This is a genomic window from Salinicola sp. JS01, assembly GCF_030284585.1.
Taxonomy (GTDB): Bacteria; Pseudomonadota; Gammaproteobacteria; order Pseudomonadales; family Halomonadaceae; genus Salinicola.
In genome coordinates, this window is sequence record NZ_CP127244.1 from 3,460,288 (window position 1) to 3,475,093 (window position 14,806).

The 14,806-nt window shown below is 59.7% G+C and carries 12 protein-coding genes; 1 reads left to right on the forward strand and 11 read right to left on the reverse strand.

Annotated features, from left to right (window positions below):
• Positions 1 to 32: 32 nt before the first annotated feature.
• From QO259_RS15760 to QO259_RS15790, 7 genes are all read right to left on the reverse strand, one after another.
• Positions 33 to 935, reverse strand: a complete 903-nt coding sequence (locus tag QO259_RS15760; protein ID WP_285950669.1) for a formylglycine-generating enzyme family protein — start codon at positions 933 to 935, stop codon at positions 33 to 35.
• Between the two features lie 251 nt (positions 936 to 1,186).
• The gene (locus tag QO259_RS15765) at positions 1,187 to 2,125 is read right to left on the reverse strand and encodes a formylglycine-generating enzyme family protein (RefSeq protein ID WP_285950670.1); all 939 of its coding nucleotides are present in this window, start codon (positions 2,123 to 2,125) and stop codon (positions 1,187 to 1,189) included.
• A gap of 587 nt (positions 2,126 to 2,712) precedes the next feature.
• Positions 2,713 to 3,300, reverse strand: a complete 588-nt coding sequence (locus tag QO259_RS15770) for a formylglycine-generating enzyme family protein (RefSeq protein ID WP_285950671.1) — start codon at positions 3,298 to 3,300, stop codon at positions 2,713 to 2,715.
• Positions 3,301 to 3,524: 224 nt separating this feature from the next.
• Positions 3,525 to 4,451, reverse strand: a complete 927-nt coding sequence (locus QO259_RS15775) for a formylglycine-generating enzyme family protein (RefSeq protein WP_285950672.1) — start codon at positions 4,449 to 4,451, stop codon at positions 3,525 to 3,527.
• A gap of 65 nt (positions 4,452 to 4,516) precedes the next feature.
• Positions 4,517 to 5,449, reverse strand: coding sequence for a formylglycine-generating enzyme family protein (locus QO259_RS15780; RefSeq protein ID WP_285950673.1), 933 nt, complete (start codon positions 5,447 to 5,449; stop codon positions 4,517 to 4,519).
• A 256-nt stretch (positions 5,450 to 5,705) separates the two neighbouring features.
• Positions 5,706 to 7,040: a deoxyguanosinetriphosphate triphosphohydrolase gene (locus QO259_RS15785; RefSeq protein WP_207033579.1), complete on the reverse strand. Its 1,335-nt coding sequence runs from the start codon at positions 7,038 to 7,040 to the stop codon at positions 5,706 to 5,708.
• 143 nt (positions 7,041 to 7,183) lie between these two features.
• Complete coding sequence (locus QO259_RS15790; RefSeq protein WP_285950674.1) at positions 7,184 to 8,047, reverse strand: oxaloacetate decarboxylase; 864 nt, start codon at positions 8,045 to 8,047, stop codon at positions 7,184 to 7,186.
• A gap of 439 nt (positions 8,048 to 8,486) precedes the next feature.
• On the opposite strand from QO259_RS15790, the gene QO259_RS15795 reads away from it, so the two are divergent.
• Positions 8,487 to 9,596: a cobalamin-independent methionine synthase II family protein gene (locus tag QO259_RS15795; protein WP_285950675.1), complete on the forward strand. Its 1,110-nt coding sequence runs from the start codon at positions 8,487 to 8,489 to the stop codon at positions 9,594 to 9,596.
• 47 nt (positions 9,597 to 9,643) lie between these two features.
• Here QO259_RS15795 and QO259_RS15800 read toward each other — a convergent pair whose 3' ends face one another.
• The 4 genes from QO259_RS15800 to QO259_RS15815 all read right to left on the reverse strand — a co-directional run bounded on the left by QO259_RS15800 (position 9,644) and on the right by QO259_RS15815 (position 14,746).
• Positions 9,644 to 11,392, reverse strand: a complete 1,749-nt coding sequence (locus QO259_RS15800; protein WP_285950676.1) for an alpha-amylase family glycosyl hydrolase — start codon at positions 11,390 to 11,392, stop codon at positions 9,644 to 9,646.
• Positions 11,393 to 11,482: 90 nt separating this feature from the next.
• Positions 11,483 to 12,892, reverse strand: a complete 1,410-nt coding sequence (gene glnG / locus QO259_RS15805) for a nitrogen regulation protein NR(I) (RefSeq protein WP_285950677.1) — start codon at positions 12,890 to 12,892, stop codon at positions 11,483 to 11,485.
• Positions 12,893 to 12,980: 88 nt separating this feature from the next.
• Positions 12,981 to 14,024 (reverse strand): nitrogen regulation protein NR(II), encoded by a 1,044-nt coding sequence (glnL, locus tag QO259_RS15810; protein ID WP_207033587.1) that lies wholly within the window; start codon positions 14,022 to 14,024, stop codon positions 12,981 to 12,983.
• Between the two features lie 158 nt (positions 14,025 to 14,182).
• Positions 14,183 to 14,746 carry a DUF4124 domain-containing protein gene (locus QO259_RS15815; protein WP_285950678.1) on the reverse strand — a complete coding sequence of 188 codons (564 nt, stop codon included), beginning with the start codon at positions 14,744 to 14,746 and terminating at the stop codon, positions 14,183 to 14,185.
• Positions 14,747 to 14,806 lie beyond the last annotated feature (60 nt).

Sequence of the window (14,806 nt, forward strand, 5' to 3'; positions counted from 1 at the left end):
GGGAAAATCCCACCTGCACTATTACCCACCACCTATCGACTCTCATTCAAAACGCAGCGAAACGTATTGGGATACAAGGGTTCGTTAGATAGCACAGGATTATTGTCTATTGACAGATCGGGCTTTGCGTGGCGCCGATTCATTGTTAACAAATCTCTTCCTTCACTGCCTAGCTCACCACCACGACGGACTTTTTCCAAACCATGCTCCGGCCCGGAAGGATTCATCTTTGGAGATTTTTTATAGTAATCTTTATCATACCAATCACTTACCCATTCAAATCCATTCAACCCCATCTGATAGATCCCGAGAGGGTTGGGTGGGTAACTAGCGATCACACCAGGTGAGAGTGAATCATTGGCAGATGTCGCCTCTTTACGCTCTTCCGGAGTAGAGTGATTCACACCGGGCTTTAGCGTTCCGTCATCAGTTGCAAAAGGTCGAAACTCTCCACGATTGCGAGCAGCATATTCCCACTGTGCCTCTGTTGGCAATGAAAATGATTGGCCTGTCTTTCTTGACAGCCATTCGCAATAATCATGAGCTTGATACCAATCCACTCCCGCTGGCACGTTAGGTGCTCGGTATTTTGCCTCTGGCCCTTCATTGTTAATATTGGGCTGACCAGAGGCCTCTGTAAATACATCGTAATCCGCGTAAGAAACCTGACGACTGGAGATGAAAAAGCCATCCAGCTCAACCTCATGCAAAACCTTGTTGTCATCGTAAAAACTATAAGGAAGATTGTTCGCCTTAGGATCGATTTGGCCAAAATCGCCCATTTGAAAGCTACCACCTTTCACATAGATCAAGTTTTCTTTGGTCTTCTTGATCAACGCATCTACCGCTTGTTGGTTTTTCGAGTCAGCCTGACCATCGCTACAGGCAACCAAGCTCAAAGTCGACAGCGCCACCAAAGTAAATCGCAACTTCATAGGTTTTTCCTCTTTTGGGGTTCCGGTGCAGCAACCAAACCGGGGGTTGACGCATCGACGAACGTCCACATTAAACGCATATGAGGCATGTCGACAGCCCCAATTCGAAATCATTTCACCATAATAGAAAGCTAGGGCTTAACTTGCTATTCAATCGCACTCACCCCTTCAGCAACCAGCCACAAAGTTTTGCAAAACGTCTTCTACTAAGCATGAAATGCTCATTAAATCACCTCCGAATAGCAACGCCCCTAATTCGTGGAAGACCCTGCTATGACGCACCGAAAAGTGTTTATTTTTGCCGATTGCTTTCTCTTCTTAAAAATATCTAGATCCTTGTCGGCCCCTTCGGGCACTTTCAAGCTTAGATCCGGACTGTAAGGGTTGCGTATAACGGTAACCAAACCTAAAGAGCTTTCCCCCGTCGCGCCTCCCCGGCGCACTTTCAAAGTGCCGGAATCAGGACCCTTGGGATTATGCTCAGGTGATTTCTCATAATAACCCTTATCATACCAGTCGCTCACCCACTCATATCCATTGAGCCCCATCTGGTAAAGGCCAAGAGGATTGGGAGGATATTTTTTGGCAACAGGGAAGGGGGAATACGCGTCACTTTGAGGCGTCACCTCCATCCTCTCACTTCGGGTAGGATAGTTTTTACCAGGTTCGAGCTTTCCATCATCGGTAGCATAGGGCATCATACGCCCACGACTACGAGCAGCATATTCCCACTGAGCTTCAGTCGGCAAAGAGTAATCTTTACCGGTCTGCTTAGACAACCACTGACAATATTTATTCGCCTTATACCAATCTACTCCAACAGGAAGATCCGAAGTATTTTGCTGACTTTCCTGCTGATCGTATTCTATTCCAGGTTCATCTATCGACTTGGCATAGACATTGAAGTCAGAGTAGGTCACCTGCCTATCTTGTATGTAAAAATCATCTAAAGTGACTCGATGAAGATATTTATCATCTTGATTCACGCTATAAGGAAGCTTTTCAGACTTGGGGTCAATTTGGCCAAAATCGCCCATCTGAAAGCTACCACCTTTCACATAGACCAAGTTTTCTTTGGTCTTCTTGATCAACGCATCTACCGCTTGTTGGTTTTTCGAGTCCGCCTGACCATCGCCACAGGCAACCAAGCTCAAGGCCGATAGCACCAACAGAATCAACCTCGGCTTCATAGATGGCTCCTCTTCTATTTTTCTACATATAAAAATATCGGGTTGATGCGCATGGCCGGCGTCCACTGTCTGCTTGTCCTGAATAATCTACATCACCAGGGCCGATATTTCGCATTAGCGGTCCAACGCTTGATCTCGTCGTTCATCTCGATGCTCACAGGTGTCTCCATTTTTGGATAATACCCTGAACAGGAATTCACTGGGTCATTACAGTTTTCACTACAAAGCAAAGGCTAGTTTGTCTGGTCGACCACACACACCGAACTGTGCTCATGCTGTAGGGTTGTTTCTCTTCCGGATCAACCTCTACGTCGCTGCCCTTCGGTGGAATCTCGAGTCAGATCCGGATTATAGGGCGTTGCGTATAACGGTGACCATGCCCAAAGAGCTTTCTCCAGTAGCTCCCCCTCGGCGTACTTTAAAGTGCCCCGGATTCAGGGCCAGTCGGGTTAAGCTCCTGTGAATGCTCGTAATAGTCCTCACCATACCAGTCGCTGACCCACTCATAACCATTAAGCCCCATCTGATAGATAGCCCAAAGGGTTGGGAGGATACTTTTTGGCAATAGTGTAAGGTGCCATAGGGCGTCACTTTGACCCGGCGTCAGCCTTCCGTCCTATCTTCTCGAGTAGGATAGTTTTTGCCAGGTCTCGCAGAATGCCATCATCGGTAGCGTAGGGCATCATTCTCCCACGACTACGAGCAGCATATTCCCACTGGGCTTCAGTCGGCAAAGAGTAATCTTTACCGGTCTGCTTAGACAACCACTGACAATATTTATTCGCCTTATACCAATCTACTCCAACAGGAAGATCCGAAGTATTTTGCTGACTTTCCTGCTGATCGTATTCTATTCCAGGTTCATCTATCGACTTGGCATAGACATTGAAGTCAGAGTAGGTCACCTGCCTATCTTGTATGTAAAAATCATCTAAAGTGACTCGATGAAGATATTTATCATCTTGATTCACGCTATAAGGAAGCTTTTCAGACTTGGGGTCAATTTGGCCAAAATCGCCCATCTGAAAGCTACCACCTTTCACATAGACCAAGTTTTCTTTGGTCTTCTTGATCAACGCATCTACCGCTTGTTGGTTTTTCGAGTCCGCCTGACCATCGCCACAGGCAACCAAGCTCAAGGCCGATAGCACCAACAGAATCAACCTCGGCTTCATAGATGGCTCCTCTTCTATTTTTCTACATATAAAAATATCTTATGCGCATGGCCGGCGCCACTGTCTGCTTGTCCTGAATAATCTACATCACCAGGGCCGATTTTCGCTTAGCGGTCCAACGCTTGATCTCGTCGTTCATCTCGATGCTCACAGGTGTCTCCTTTTTGGATAATACCCTGAACAGGAATTCACTGGGTCATTACAGTTTTCATACAAAGCAAAGGCTAGTTTGTCTGGTCGACCACACAACGAACTGTGCTCATGCTGTAGGGTTGTTTTTTTTCCGGATCAACCTCTACGTCGCTGCCCTTCGGTGGAATCTGAGTCAGATCCGGATTATAGGGCGTTCGTATAACGGTGACCATGCCCAAAAAGCTTTCTCCAGTAGCTCCCCCTCGGCGTACTTTGAGTGCCCCGGATTCAGGGCCAGTCGGGTTAAGCTCCTGTGAATGCTCGTAATAGTCCTCACCATACCAGTCGCTGACCCACTCATAACCATTAAGCCCCATCTGATAGATACCCAAAGGGTTGGGGGGATACTTTTTGGCAATAGTGTAAGGTGCCATAGGGCTATTACCCGGCGTAGCCTTCCGCCTATCTTCTCGAGTAGGATAGTTTTTGCCTTCTCGCAAAATGCCATCATCTGTAGCGTAGGGCATCATTTTCCCGCGACTTCTAGCAGCATATTCCCATTGGGCTTCGGTCGGGAGTGCGAAAGGAAGGCCGGTTTGCTTTGCCAACCATTGGCAATAATCCCGGGCCTGATACCAGTCCACGCCCGCCGGCACGTCAGGAGCGCGGGTTCGACTACTATAGTTGTTCGTGTTGATTTTGGGTTGGCCGGTAGCTTCGGTGTAAGTATCATAATCGGCGTAGGAAACCTGACGATCCATTATATAATAGCCGTCAAGCGTAACCTTATGGAGGTGTTTGTCGTCTTCCCCAACACTCCATGGCAAATGATCAGCCTTGGGGTCTTTGGGCCCAAAATCCCCCATCTCAAAGCTGCCACCTTCCACATAAACTAGATGCTTCTTGGTTTTTTTGATCAGCGCATCAACCGCTTTCTCTGTATCTTGGCTGGCACCGCTTTGCCCACAGGCAGTCAACAAACAAGACAACAAAAACACCAAAGCGCATGAAAGCTTCATACTTTCACCTATCCTGTATACTCGGCATGGCGAAACGCACCAATACTGCCTGACTTCATACAATTTTACCTCACGAGCTCATTGACCATGCACCTAAAAGTCGTTTCAAAAGGAGCCCGTGTCGAGAGCATCTCTCCCAGGCGCGGGTTATCGATCGCGTCAGAAGCGTCTCGTGTCAGATCCGGCTTTGCCTTGCTACGGTAGACAGTCAGCATCCCTTGATCTGAGGCGCTGAACCCACCACCACGAAGTACTTTCTCTGTTCCTTCTTCAGGGCCCATCGGATTTTTCTCGGGAGAATGCTCATAATAATCCTTTCCGTACCAATCATTCACCCATTCGAATCCATTCAACCCCATCTGATAGATGCCCAATGGATTAGCTGGAATCGAAGCTATCTCAAATACCTTTGGCGCTGCTCCATCAACTGTTGTCTTCCTGATTTCTGCCTTAGAGGGAGCATTTTTTCCACGTTCAAGTGTACCGTCATCTGTAGCGTAAGGCCAAAACTCACCACGATTTCTGGCAGCATATTCCCACTGTGCCTCAGTCGGCAAGGCGTATGGTCGCCCCGTTTTTTCTGCCATCCACTGACAATAGTCGTGTGCTTGATTCCAACTAACACCTACGGGAACGTTGGGACTCTGGAATCGCGCCCCAAAACCTTCGATACTGACATCTGGCTGCCCCGTAGACTTTGTGTAAACACCGAAGTCAGAATAAGAGACCTGACGCGAAGCCATATAATACCCATCTAAGGTCACTTCATGCAGGTGCTTATTGTCTTCACCATAAGTATAAGGTAACTTCCCGGCCTTAGAGTCGACTTGTCCAAAATCGCCCATCTGAAAGCTACCGCCTTTCACATAGACCAAATTTTCTTTGGTCTTATTGATTAGTGCATCGACCGCCTGCTGGTTTTCCGGGTCAGCGTTGCTCTGCCCGCATGCTGTTAGAGAGAGCGATATTATCGCTGCCAGTATCGACCAAGGTTTCATGAGCGCCTCGCGCTTCCGATATCGCCAACATGATGCCATATAAGATGGCACGGTAGAGGGCAAAACTGTCAATACCGGTAACGGCGGGCAGTGATGGTCATGTCACCCGGTGATATGTTCAAGAAGCACTAAGTTTAATGAGCAGGTACCAAGCGAGTGGCAATGCCCTTGGGCACACCGGTGAGCGCAACGCCGCGGGTTCTAACGCTCTTACTGAGGCCGAGACGGCAGGGCGTTGCGCCCTGCCGCGCTTCCCTCAATCCCCCTTGAGGCGGCCGCCCATCTCCTGGGCGAGTTCGACCGCGTAGTGGTCGGTCATGCCGCCGATGAAGTCGAGCATGCGGCGGTAGCTGGCGTAGAGCGACCAGGAGGGTTTGGGGGTGTTCTCACCGATCAGCGCCAACACGCGCTGATGCTTGAAGGATGACTGGCCGGTGTGGTGCAGCTCGTGGGCGGCGCCGATAAAGGCTTCGAGCAGGATGCCCAGGGTGGTGTAGGCGCCGATTTCCAGCTTGGCCTTGCGCTCGTTCTGGAAGATGCGCTCACGCGCGAGCTGCTTGGCCGCGGACACGCCCCAGGCCAGGTCCGGGTGGCACAGTTCGAGCAGGTCGTCGGTCAGGGTGCCGTTGAGCAGCGCCTGCTCATGCTGGACGAAGACATCGCCGACCTCGTTGACCGCGCGCTCCATCGCCGCGCCGCGCAGGGCGGCGATACGGCGGCGCTGGGAGACCCCGGCTTCCTGCATGCCCGGGTAGCCCTTGGGCGGCTCTCCGGCGATCTGCAGCAGTACTTCCGCGACTTCATCGAAGCGCAGAATGCCCATCTCCAGGCCATCCTCCAGGTCGAGCAGCGCGTAGCAGATATCGTCGGCGGCCTCGACCAGATAGGCCAGCGGGTGGCGGCACCATTTGGACTCCCCGGCCGGCTTCATGCCGAGCCGGTCGACCACCTCGGAGAGCAGGTGCTTCTCCGACTGATAGCAGCCGAACTTGCCCATCTTGCCGCCGTGCTCGACCGTCCACGGATACTTGAGCAGCGTGCCCAGGGTCGCTGCCGACAGCCGCATGCCGCCGCGGAACTGGTTGTACTCGATCTGGGTGACGATGCGGAAGCCTTGGGCGTTGCCTTCGTAGGTGAGCAGGTCGGCACGCTCGGCCTCGTCCAGCCCATCGAGCAGGCCACCGCCCTGCTGCTCGGTCCACTTGAACCAGTCGCGGATGGCGTACTCGCCGGCGTGGCCGAACGGCGGGTTGCCGATGTCGTGCCCCAGGCAGGCCGCCTGCACGATCACCCCCAGGTCCGCCGGGCTGACCCACTCGGGCAGCCGCTCGCGAAGCTGTTCGCCGACGATCATCCCCAGGCTGCGCCCGACACAGCCGACCTCCAGCGAGTGGGTCAACCGGGTGTGGATATGATCGTTGTCGGTGAGCGGGTGCACCTGGGTCTTGCGCCCCAGGCGCCGGAACGAGCCGGAGAAGACGATGCGGTCGAAGTCCTTGTGGAAAGGACTACGCCCCACCTCGCCGCGCGAGGTGCGGGCGTCGTGTAGACGCACGGGGTCGAGCAGGCGCTCCCAGTGCATGGCGGTCATCGGTATCTCCGTTCGAAAGGACAGCGGCTCACTGCCGAGAGCCACAAAAGGGGGCTAGGTATTCCCCTCGACACCTAGCATGCCGATAGCTCGGGACGAAGAAAAGCGCTCGCCCCGGCATCGCGCCTCGTCGATGCTGGGGCTTACTCCTTGACGTCCATGTATTCGCGCGCCCAGATGCGGTACTCCTCCAGGGTGGAGTAACGCGTCGAGAGACGCGAGGCGTCGAGGTCGTTGGTGGCGATGTCGCGCTGCTCGCGCAGGCAGTCGTAGGTCGCCTTGATCGCGGCGAAGTAGGCGGCGTGTCCGTTGACCACGATGCGCACGCCGAGCTTGGCCAAGCGCGCACGGTCACGCAGGGCCGGATTGTCGTAGGTGACCAGCATCAGCGGTACGGTCAGCACCGAGGCCAGCGTCTCGAGATGGTCGAAATCGCGCACGCCGACCAGGCAGATGGCGTCCACGCCGGCGGCCTGATAGGCACGAATCCGTGCGACTGCGGCGTCGTCATCGAGCTGCCCGGCGTTGGTGCGAGCGATGATCGACATCGCCGGGTCGATGCGCGCTTCGAGGGCGGCGCGCATCTTGCCCACGCCCTCTTCGACCGGAATCAGGTCGGTGGACTTATGGCCGTACTGCGCCGGCAGCAGGGTGTCTTCGATGGTCAGGGCAGCGACCCCGGCGCGCTCCAGCTCGGTGATCGTGCGCATGACGTTGAGCGCGTTACCGTAGCCGTGGTCGGCGTCGGCGATCACCGGCAGCCGCGCCACGCGGCCGATCCGGGTCGCCTGTTCGACGAACTCGCTCAGCGTGATCAGCGCGAAGTCGGGCGCCGCCAGCACCTGCAGCGAGGCCACCGAACCGCCGAGAATGCCTACCTCGAAGCCCAGATCGGCGGCGATACGCGCCGACATCGGGTCGAACACAGAGGCGGTGTAGTAGCACTCGTCGTTGGCCAACAGTTGGCGGAAGGCGTTGCGCAGATCGTGCTGGGAAGGTGTCGCCACGGAAGACTCCTGTGATGTCGCCCCGCGCCTTGCGTCACGCGCGGTGATGAATGAGATGATGAAAAACGAACGCGAGCCGGCGCGCGCTGGCGCGACGGGTTGAGTCAGAATGCCGACGATTCTACCACTAAAGTCTTATCGCCAAACGTCAGCGCCGAGGATGGCTCGGCGGTCTCGAGCGCCAAGGTGAGCGCCGTGCATGATCTGCGTGAAGCGCCTTCATTGGTGTCGATCGTACTCATCACGCACTATTAGGGTTTGAACGAAAAGTCGGCGAGCGAAGGCAAGACAAGGAAAAGATTGGCGAAAAAGCGGAGTTTACGCGGTGTAAATGAGCATTTTGAGCCGATTTTTGACGCCGTATTGTCGAGCGTAGACAGTTTTCGTCCAAAGCCTAGCCCCTCAGCATGCCGTCGCATTACTACCGGAGAAAACTGCCATGTCACAAGCGCATCCCCCATTCCGAGCCGATATCGTCGGTAGCTTTCTGCGTCCGGCGGCACTCAAGGCGGCCCGCGCCCGCTATCAGCAGGGCGAGATCGATGCGGCCGCACTCGCCGCGGTGGAGGATCGCGAAATTCGCCGGGTGGTCGAGCAGCAGGAGTCGGCCGGCCTTGCGGTGGTCACCGACGGTGAATTCCGGCGTGCCTGGTGGCACTTCGATTTTCTCGAACAGCTAAACGGCGTCACCGGCTTCGTCGGTGAGCAGGGTATCCAGTTCCAGGGCATGCAGACCGGGGCCAAGCAGATCCGGGTCGACGGCAAGGTCGGCTTCAACCCCGATCATCCGATGCTCGGGCACTTCCGCTATCTGGCCGAGGTGGCCACGGCGATGCCCAAGATGACCATTCCCAGCCCCAGCGTGCTGCACTTCCGCGGTGGCCGCAAGAAGATCGACAGCGATGTCTATCCGAGTCTGGACGCCTTTTTCGCCGATACCGCAGACGCCTATCGCGAGGCGATCCGCGCCTTCTACGCGGCCGGCTGCCGCTATCTGCAGCTCGACGACACCGTGTGGGCCTATCTCTGCTCGGAGAAGGAGCGCGAAGCCGCCCGCGCCCGGGGCGACGACCCCGACCGGCTGCAGGCGATCTACGCCGAGATGCTCAACCATGCCCTCGCCGACAAGCCCGATGACCTGTTCGTCTCGCTGCACGTCTGCCGTGGCAACTTCCGCTCCACCTGGATCAGCGAAGGCGGCTACGAGCCGGTGGCCGAGACGCTATTCGGCCAGGTCGGCGTCGATGCCTGGTTCCTGGAGTACGACAGTGATCGTGCCGGCAGCTTCGACCCGCTGCGCTTCATTCCCGAAGGCCATCAGCAGGCGGTGCTCGGTCTGGTCACCACCAAGGTGGGCGACCTCGAAGACCCCGCCGGCGTGCGTGCGCGACTCGACGAGGCCAGCCGTTTCGTCGCCAAGTCGCAGCTCTGCTTGAGCCCGCAGTGCGGCTTCGCCTCCACCGAGGAGGGCAACGACCTGGCCGAGCAGGCCCAGTGGGACAAGATCCGGCTGGTGGTGGATCTGGCCCGCGACTACTGGGGCGCGTAACGCGTCACGCCCCGCCCTCACCCGGTCTAATCCGGCGACGCGCGGCCTCAGCTCGGCCGCGTGCCGCCCTCCTCCTGCCCCATCAACGAGCCCAGCAGGCGGCTGAGGAAGCCCTTGCGCTCGAGATCCGGCTCCTGCTCGATCAGCGCTCGCGGGTCGATGCTGTCGCGGGCGATCTCGATGAACGCCGCCTGGAACGGCGGCAGCGTCAGTTGCCCCTCCACCAGCTCGGGGCTGAAGCCCTGGCGATAGACGATCTCCCCGGCGCCCTCGGGTAGCCCGGTGGTGCGGGTCTCGGCGGTCAGGTTGAATACCGCGAGGATCGCCTGATCGCGGGAGACGCGCAGCCAGCCCAGCAGCTCGTCGTCGAAGTCGGAGAGGATCAGGGTGCCGTCGACCATCGCCGACTGCGCCTTGCGCCAGTGCAAAAAGGCGCGGGTCACGTTCAGGGTACTGTCGGCGTCGGCGAGCTGACGATCCACGCACAGGCGGCGATGGTGAACATCCACCGGCAGCCAGGGCTCGACGCTGGAGAAGCCACCGCGGTCGCCCTCGCTCCACGGCATCGGCGTGCGGCAGCCATCGCGTCCCTTGTACTCCGGCCACAGCGCCAGGCCGTAGGGGTCGACCAGCCGCTCGTAGGGCACATCGGCTTCGGGTAGCCCCAACTCCTCGCCCTGATAGAGACACACGCTGCCATAGAGCGAGCAGAGCATCACCGTGGCCAGCCGCGCCACCAGCGGCCCGTGCTGCTCCAGATGCTCGTGATCGGTCCAGCGCGAGACCACGCGCATCACGTCATGGTTGGAGAGCGCCCAGCACGGCCAGGCATCGACGGCGTAGTACTGGAAGTGCTCGATCACATCGCGCAGCTGCTTGGCCTCGAAGCGCGCATCGAACAGATCGAAGGTGTAGGCCATGTGCAGGCGGTCGTGGCCGGTGGTGTACTCGACCATCCGCTCAAGCGGGCGATCGTCGGAGATCTCGCCCACCGTGGTGGTGCCGGGGTACTCCTCCATCAGCTCACGCAGCTCGCGCAGAAAGCCCAGGTTCTCGGGCTGGCTGATGTCGAACTGGTGTCGCTGCATGGCGTAGGGGTTGGACGCCGGCACGCTGGGCGTCTTGAGTTCGCCGCTGCCCAACGCCGGGTTGTTCTCGAGCCCCTGGCTGTGGAAGTAGAAGTTGGAGGTATCGAGGCGAAAGCCGTCGACGCCCATGTCGAGCCAAAAGCGCGCGTTGTCGAGCTGCGCCCGGCGCACCACCGGATTGTGGAAGTTGAGATCCGGCTGGCACGACAGGAAGTTATGCAGATAGTACTGGCGCCGCCGGCTATCGAAGGTCCAGGCGCTGCCGGTGAAGAACGACAGCCAGTTGTTGGGCGGCGTGCCGTCGGGCTTGGGGTCGGCCCAGACGTACCAGTCCGCCTTCTGGTTGTCGCGCGAGCTGCGGCTCTGTACGAACCAGTGGTGCTGATCGGAGGTGTGGCTGAGCACCAGGTCGATGATCACCTTGAGCCCCAGCTCGTGGGCGCGCTCGAGCAGCATCTGGAAGTCGTGGAAGGAGCCGAACATCGGATCGACGCCGCGATAGTCGGTGACGTCGTAGCCGAAGTCCTTCATCGGCGAGGGAAAGAACGGCGAGATCCAGATCGCATCGACCCCCAGCTCGGCGACGTAGTCGAGCTTCGAGGTGATCCCCGGCAGATCGCCGACGCCGTCACCGCGGGCATCCATGAAGCTGCGCGGGTAGATCTGATAGATGACGCTGCCACGCCACCAGGCGGTGTTCTCGATCATGGCATCCCCTGGGTGATGGATTGACGCCCGGTCACAACACCGAGCGTCGTGTCAGACTAGCCGCTTTTATGATCGAGGTTAAATTCGGTTTCAATCGTCCGCCAGCGCCGGCAAAAGCACCTTCAACTTACGCGTCAGAGTGTTGCGCCCCCAGCCCAGCAGCTCTGCGGCTTCACCCTTGCGTCCGCCGGTGTGCTTGAGCGCGGTCTCGATCAGGATACGCTCGAAGTCCGGCACCGCCTCTTCGAGCAGATGCGTGTGGCCCGCGGCCAGGGCGCGATCCGCCCACTCGCGGAAGGCCGCGCGCCAGTCGCCGCTGGGCGCTTCCACGCCGTCGAGATCGCGCAGCTCCAGCGGCAGATCGTCGACCAGCACCTCGCGCCCCGAGGCCATCACGGTGAGCCAGCGGCAGGTGTTCTCAAGCTGGCGCACGTTGCCCGGCCACGGCAGCCGGGTGAGATGCGCGGTCGCCTCCTGGGTCAGCACCTTGGGTTCGGTGGCGAGCTCCTTGGCGGCCTCGGCGAGGAAGTGCTGGGCCAGCCGCGGGATATCTTCGCGCCGCTCAGCCAGCCGCGGCAGGTGCACGCGGATCACGTTGAGACGGTGGAACAGATCCTCGCGGAAGCGCCCGTCGGCGACCAGGGTCTCCAGGTTCTGGTGGGTCGCAGCGATGATCCGCACGTCGACCTTGACCGGGGTGTGCCCGCCGACCCGATAGAACTCACCGTCGGCGAGCACGCGCAGCAGCCGAGTCTGGGTATCGGCCGGCATATCGCCGATCTCGTCGAGGAACAGGGTGCCGCCGTCGGCCTGTTCGAAGCGTCCGCGACGTTGGGCGGTGGCGCCGGTGAAGGCGCCCTTCTCGTGGCCGAACAGCTCCGACTCCATCAGATCCTTGGGAATCGCCGCCATGTTGAGGGCGATGAACGGCTGACCGCGACGTGGGCTGTGCTGGTGCAGCGCCTGGGCCACCCGCTCCTTGCCGGTGCCCGACTCGCCGTTGATCAGCACCGTGATATGCGACTGAGACAGCCGGCCGATGGCGCGGAACACCTCCTGCATCGCCGGGGCCTCGCCGATGATCTCCGCCGAGAGCCCCTCCGGCAGCGCCGCCGGCGAGCGCCGCTCGCGGGCGTGGGCGACCCCACGGCGCACCAGCGCCAGGGCGTCGTCGACATCGAACGGCTTGGGCAGATACTCGAAGGCGCCCCCCTGGTAGGAGGCCACCGCGCTGTCGAGATCCGAGTGCGCGGTCATCACGATCACCGGCAGGTCCGGGTGCTTTTCGCGCACCTTGGCCATCAGGTCGAGCCCGTCGATCCCCGGCATGCGGATATCGGTCAACAGCACTTCCGGTGGCTGGCGCTCGATCGCCTCCAGCGCGGCGTCGGCACGCTCGAAGGATTTCACTTCCAGATCCGGCTGCGCCAGCGCCCGCTCCAGGACCCAGCGGATGGCACGATCGTCGTCGACGATCACGATACGGGCGACATCGCTCATGACACTCCTCCTTCATTAAGATGAATCGCGCTCGTGGCGATGGCGGCAGAGCGCGTCCTTGCGCGCCCGCGGGGGTAGCGAGAGGCGCTCAAACCGGCGCCTCGAACGGAATCAGCAGACGGAACTCGGTGGCCCCGGGGCGCGACTCGCACTCGATCAACCCCTGGTGCTGGTGCAGGATCGACTGCGCGATGGAGAGCCCGAGGCCGCTGCCTTCGGCGCGCCCGGAGACCATGGGGAAGAACAGCGTCTCGCGGATCGGCTCGGGAATCCCCGGGCCGTTGTCGAGAATCGCCATCTCGCACACCAGGCGATGGCGCTCCGCGCCCAGGGTGAACTGGCGCCGCACCCGGGTGCGCAGGGTCAGCCGCGGCTCGGGGGTGGCGTGTTCGGTCATCGCCTGCACCGCATTGCGCGCGACGTTGAGCGTGGCCTGGATCAGCTGCGCTTCGTCGCCGATCAGATCCGGCACGCTGGGGTCGTAGTCGCGCTCGAAGGCGAGCCTGGGGTGCTCCGCTTCCAGCAGCGCGCGCACCCGCTCCAGTACCTTGTGCACGTTGAGCGGCTCGTGGCGCACCAGGGTGTTGGGGCCGAGCATGCGGTCGACCAGATCGCGCAGGCGGTCGGCCTCCTCGACGATGATACGAGTGAACTCCGCCAGCTGCGGGTCGGGCAGGTCGCGCTCCAGCAGCTGGGCCGCGCCGCGAATGCCGCCCAGCGGATTCTTGACCTCGTGGGCCAGCCCACGGGTCAGCACCTTGACCGTCTCCTGACGCGCGATCAGCGCCTCCTCGCGGGAGATACGCAGCAGCCGGTCGCGCGGTTCGATCTCCAGCAGCAGCTCGCGGCTGGTGATCGGCGTCGCGGTGAAGTCGACGGTGATCGTCTCGCCGCCGGGCAGCGACAGCGAGGCCTCGCGCTGGGTATAGGGGTGGAATTCGTGCATCGCCTTGCTCAACACCTCGCGCACCCGCCCCGACTCGCCCTCCAGACACTCCAGCCACTGCCCCACCACCCGCGGCCGGCTGGCTGCCAGCAGCGCCTCGGCAGCGGGGTTGAGCCAGCGCACCTGGAGCCGCTCGTCGAGCAGCACGACCGCCGTCGTCAGATGTTCCAGCAAGCGTTGATACATACGTCGATCCATCGTGGTGATCCGCCATGTCCTGATTCAGTGCAAGAACCGCGCCACCTCCACGCCGGCGGGCTTTGGTGGCCTGGGGGCCGCGCTATCCTATCGTCAATGCACCAAAATGGCGCACTGGATTCAAGGCGAGTCGGTCCAGGAGCGGATCACTTCGAACCGTTGGTGCGATTCGGGTTGGCGGGCAGATTCACGCTGGCGCGCTGGACGTAGAGCGTGACCGGTGGCGTGGCCAGCTGCACCTGACCCTGGGGATCGACGATCTCCGCGAGCAGTTGGTGCTCGCCGCGCGCCAGGCCGCTCACCGCGAACACCTGGGTGCGCATCGGCGACTGGCGCACCTCGCCGTCCACGCGTAGCTGCACGCGGTCGGCGTCCGCCAGCGGCGGCTGGATGGCCAGACGCACCTGCACGTCGCCGGCGCGCCCGGTGGGTAGGGTCGTGCCGTCGGCGGGACTGGCGATCTCGAAGCGCGTGTAAGACGCTGCCGCCTCGGGCGCCGACGCCTCGCGCGGTGGCGACGACGGCACCATCCCCGAGACCCCCTCAGCCTCCCCCTGCGGGTCGACCACGCTGATCGGCGCCAGCTCGACCCGCTCGCCGCTGGCCGGGCGGTCGCTGTAGACCACGTTGCCCTGGGCATCGATATGCCGGTAGACCGGCGCCGCCAGCACCACGCCGGTGGCCATGACCGCGACCGTCACGCCCGCCATGACGTCCCTCAGCACACGTCTTGCGAACCGCTCACGCCGGCGCCACACGCACCGGGCCTC

Coding starts and splice junctions, on each gene's coding strand:
- QO259_RS15760 (WP_285950669.1), bottom strand. CDS start 935: ATGAAGTTGCGATTTACTTTGGTGGCGCTGTCGACTTTGAGCTTGGTT.
- QO259_RS15765 (WP_285950670.1), bottom strand. CDS start 2,125: ATGAAGCCGAGGTTGATTCTGTTGGTGCTATCGGCCTTGAGCTTGGTT.
- QO259_RS15770 (WP_285950671.1), bottom strand. CDS start 3,300: ATGAAGCCGAGGTTGATTCTGTTGGTGCTATCGGCCTTGAGCTTGGTT.
- QO259_RS15775 (WP_285950672.1), bottom strand. CDS start 4,451: ATGAAGCTTTCATGCGCTTTGGTGTTTTTGTTGTCTTGTTTGTTGACT.
- QO259_RS15780 (WP_285950673.1), bottom strand. CDS start 5,449: ATGAAACCTTGGTCGATACTGGCAGCGATAATATCGCTCTCTCTAACA.
- QO259_RS15785 (WP_207033579.1), bottom strand. CDS start 7,040: ATGACCGCCATGCACTGGGAGCGCCTGCTCGACCCCGTGCGTCTACAC.
- QO259_RS15795 (WP_285950675.1), top strand. CDS start 8,487: ATGTCACAAGCGCATCCCCCATTCCGAGCCGATATCGTCGGTAGCTTT.
- QO259_RS15800 (WP_285950676.1), bottom strand. CDS start 11,392: ATGATCGAGAACACCGCCTGGTGGCGTGGCAGCGTCATCTATCAGATC.
- glnG (WP_285950677.1), bottom strand. CDS start 12,892: ATGAGCGATGTCGCCCGTATCGTGATCGTCGACGACGATCGTGCCATC.
- glnL (WP_207033587.1), bottom strand. CDS start 14,024: ATGTATCAACGCTTGCTGGAACATCTGACGACGGCGGTCGTGCTGCTC.
- QO259_RS15815 (WP_285950678.1), bottom strand. CDS start 14,746: ATGGCGGGCGTGACGGTCGCGGTCATGGCCACCGGCGTGGTGCTGGCG.